Source organism: Micromonospora sp. 4G55, from assembly GCF_016803375.1.
The window spans coordinates 1-3757 of the sequence record NZ_JAEVHN010000597.1 but is presented as its reverse complement, the minus strand read 5'-3'; the positions used below and the strand labels follow the sequence as shown (position 1 = coordinate 3757).

General features: G+C 74.9%; 1 protein-coding gene and 3 pseudogenes. All 4 read left to right on the top strand.

Going from position 1 to position 3757, the window contains the following annotated elements:
- Nucleotides 1–127: 127 nt before the first annotated feature.
- Nucleotides 128–727 (top strand): annotated as a pseudogene (locus JNW89_RS30650) (glycosyltransferase family 9 protein); the annotation flags it as partial.
- 9 nt (nucleotides 728–736) lie between these two features.
- Nucleotides 737–1711 carry a glycosyltransferase gene (locus tag JNW89_RS30645; protein WP_238451727.1) on the top strand — a complete coding sequence of 325 codons (975 nt, stop codon included), beginning with the start codon at nucleotides 737–739 and terminating at the stop codon, nucleotides 1709–1711.
- Nucleotides 1696–2912 (top strand): annotated as a pseudogene (locus JNW89_RS30640) (glycosyltransferase). The gene JNW89_RS30645 and the pseudogene JNW89_RS30640 overlap by 16 nt, the downstream one beginning before the upstream one ends.
- Nucleotides 2912–3757, top strand: a pseudogene (locus JNW89_RS30635) (SIS domain-containing protein); the annotation flags it as partial. The pseudogenes JNW89_RS30640 and JNW89_RS30635, both read left to right, overlap by 1 nt.

Below are 3757 nucleotides of genomic sequence, written 5' to 3'. Positions count from 1 at the left end.
GTGTCGACTTGCACCACACTGGTCAAGGGCTGCCGCGCGCTGACCTTCACCTACGCCAACGCCACGACCGCCACCGGCTTTGCCGACGGCACCTGGGGTGACTTTCTGGGTCGGGTCAAGCAAATCTCCTACACCGCCTGGGGCGCTCTCCCTCGCCGCCGCCGCCGGGTTCGGCCTGCCCGTCGGCAGGAGCCGACGCTGCGCGTCGAGGCGCCCCGACCGCACTTTCCGACGGCCCGTACGTGGTGGTGCACCCGGGGGCGTCGGTGCCGGCCCGGGCCTGCCCGCCCGAGCGGTGGGTGGAGATCGTGGCCAGGCTTACCGCGAGCGGCCATCGGGTAGTGGTCACCGGGGGGCCGGCCGAGACCGTGCTGACCTCCCGGGTCGCCGCCGCCGGGGGCACGACCTCGGCGGGCGCACCGGCCTGGCCGAGCTGGCCGGGGTCCTCGCCGGAGCGAGCTGCGTGGTGGTCGGCAACACCGGCCCCGCCCACCTCGCCGCCGCCGTCGGCGTACCCGTCGTCAGCCTCTTCGCGCCCACCGTCCCCTTCGGCCAGTGGGCGCCCTACCGGGTGCCGCTGGTCCGACTCGGCGACGCCGCCGCGCCCTGCCGGGACAGCCGGGCCACCCGCTGCCCGGTACCCGGCCACCCCTGCCTCACCGCCGGGGTCGACCCGGCCGAGGTGGTCGCCGCGGTCCGCCTGCTCGCCACCGGATTCCGACGCTGAAGGAGGGTCATGAACGTCCTGCTCTGGCACGTGCACGGCTCCTGGACCACGTCCTTCGTGCACGGCAGGCACCGCTACCTGGTGCCGGTCACCCCCGACCGCGACCCGTACGGGCTGGGTCGGGCCCGCACCTATTCCTGGCCGGAGAGCGCGGTCGAGGTGACCCCCGAGGAACTGGCCGACGCCGACGTGGACGTGGTCGTGCTGCAACGCCCCGAGGAGCTGGAGCTGGCCGAACGCTGGCTGCGCCGGCGGCCGGGGCGGGACCTGCCGGCGATCTACGTCGAGCACAACACCCCCAAGGGCGACGTGCCCACTACCCGCCACCCGATGGCCGACCGGGACGACCTGCTGCTCACCCACGTCACCCACTTCAACGAGCTGTTCTGGGACAACGGCGGCACCCGCACCGCCGTCGTCGAGCACGGCATCGTGCCGCCGAGGGTGGAGTGGACCGGCGAGCTGGACCGGCTCGCCGTGGTGACGAACGAACCCGTCCGGCGCTGGCGGGTCACCGGCACCGACCTGATGCCCCGCTTCGCCGAGGTCGCCCCGCTGGACGTCTTCGGCATGGGGGTGACCGGGCTGGCCGACCGGCTCGGGCTGCCCGGGCAACGCCTGGCCAGCCACGACGACCTGCCGCAGGACGTCATGCACACGGAGGTGGCCCGGCGGCGGGCGTACCTGCACCTGTGCCGGTGGACGTCGCTGGGGCTGAGCCTGATCGAGGCCATGACGATCGGCATGCCGGTCGTCGCGCTGGCCACCACCGAGGCCGTGGACGCGGTGCCGCCCGACGCGGGAGTGCTCTCCACCCGGGTCGACACGCTCGTCGAGGCGGCCCGCTGGCTGACGGAGGACCGCGACGCCGCGTACCGGTTGGGTGCGCGGGCGCGGGAGGTGACGAAGGAACGCTTCGGGCTCGACCGGTTCCTCGCCGACTGGGACCGGATCCTTGAGGAGGAAACATGCGCATCGCGATGATCTCGGAGCACGCCAGCCCGCTCGCCGTCCTCGGCGAGGAGGACGCGGGCGGGCAGAACACGCACGTCGCCGAACTGGCGGCGGCCCTGGTCGGCGAGGGGCACGACGTGCGCGTCTACACCCGTCGGGACGCGGTCGACCTGCCCGACGTGGTCGACGCCGCCGCCGGCTACCAGGTGCGCCACGTGCCCGCCGGGCCGGCGCAGCGGGTGCCCAAGGACGAGCTGCTGCCGTACATGGGCGAGTTCGGGCGGTGGATGGCCGAACAGTGGGGCGAGCCGGGCTGGCGGCCGGACGTGGCGCACGCCCACTTCTGGATGAGCGGCCTGGCCACCCTGCACGCCGGCCGGCGCACCAACACCCCGGTGGTGCTGACGTACCACGCGCTGGGCTCGGTGAAGCGCCGCCACCAGGGGACCCGGGACACCAGTCCACCGGGCCGGGTCGGCTACGAACGGGCGCTGGGCCGGGCCGCCGACCGGGTGATCGTCCAGTGCCAGGACGAGATCGGCGAGCTGGTCCGGCTGGGCGTGCCGCGGTCGAGGATGGCGCTGGTCCCGTCCGGGGTGAACGAGGAGATGTTCCGTCCGGAGGGACCGGTCGCGCCCCGCGACCCGGCCCGCCCGCGCATCCTCACCGTCGGCCGGATGGTGGAGCGCAAGGGCTTCCAGGACGTCATCCGGGCGCTGCCGGCGGTGCCGGAGGCCGAGTGCGTGGTGGTCGGCGGCCCGGCGGCCGAGCTGCTGCCCGCCGACAGCTTCGCCCGCCGGCTGGGCGCGCTCGCCGAGTCCTGCGGGGTCGCCGACCGGGTCAAGCTGGTCGGCGCGGTCCCGCGCGAGGAGATGGCCGCCTGGTACCGCTCCGCCGACGTGCTCGTGGCCGCCCCCTGGTACGAGCCGTTCGGGCTCACCCCGCTGGAGGGGATGGCCTGCGGCGTGCCGGTGATCGGCAGAACGTGGGCGGCATCGTCGACACGGTGGTCGACGGACTGACCGGTGATCTGGTGCCGCCGCGCGACCCGCGCGCGCTGGGCACCGCGATCCGCCGGCTGCTCGCCGACCGGGTGCGCCGGTTCGCGTACGCCACGGCGGCGCTGGACCGCATCCGCAGCCGCTACTCCTGGAAGCGCTGCGCCGAGCAGCTGAGCGCGGTCTACGCCACGGTCAGCACGGTCGGTCGAGTCGCCCCGGCGGTGGCCTGATGAACGACGCGATGTCCGCCCTCGACGGGCACCTGTCCGGGCTGGCCGCCGCGCTGCTGCCGTACCGGCGGACCGCCGAGCGGCTGGCCGGCTGGGGCACCCAGCTGGCCTGGACGTTGGCCACCGGCGGCCGGCTGCTGGCGGCCGGCAACGGCGGCAGCGCCGCCGAGGCCCAGCACCTCACCGCCGAACTGGTCGGCAAGCTGCGCGACGACCGGGAGCCCTACTCGGCGATCGCGCTGCACGCCGAGACGTCGTCGCTGACCGCGATCGGCAACGACTACGGCTACGACGAGGTCTTCGCCCGCCAGGTGCGCGCCCACGGCCGGGAGAACGACATCCTGCTGCTGATGTCGACCAGCGGCACCAGCACCAACCTGCTGCGGGCGGTGGAGGCGGCCCGGGAGGTCGGGGTGCGCTGCTGGGCGTTCACCGGTCCCGCGCCGAACCCGCTGGCCGAGGTCTGCGACGACGTGCTCGCGGTGCCCTCGCCGGACAGTCAGGTGGTGCAGGAGCTGCACCTGGTCTCGCTGCACCTGCTCGGCGAGTACGTCGACGAGGCGCTGCCGCTGGTCCGCCAGCTGCCGCGTACGCCGCGGCAGCGGACCGTCGAGTTCACCGGCCGGCTCCCCCGGCGGCGCCGACGCACCCCGCCCTCGCCGCCGCCGCCCCGGGATCAACCGGCACGCCCTCAACGGCCACACCACCAATGGACACGCCGCCAACGGACACGGCGCCAACGGGCACGGGCCGAACGGGCACGGGTCGAGCCGCCGCGGGTGCCCGTCGTGAGCCGGCCACTGGTGGTCGTCGGCGACGCCCTGCTCGACCGGGACGTCGAGGGC

Coding starts and splice junctions, on each gene's coding strand:
- JNW89_RS30645 (WP_238451727.1), top strand. CDS start 737: ATGAACGTCCTGCTCTGGCACGTGCACGGCTCCTGGACCACGTCCTTC.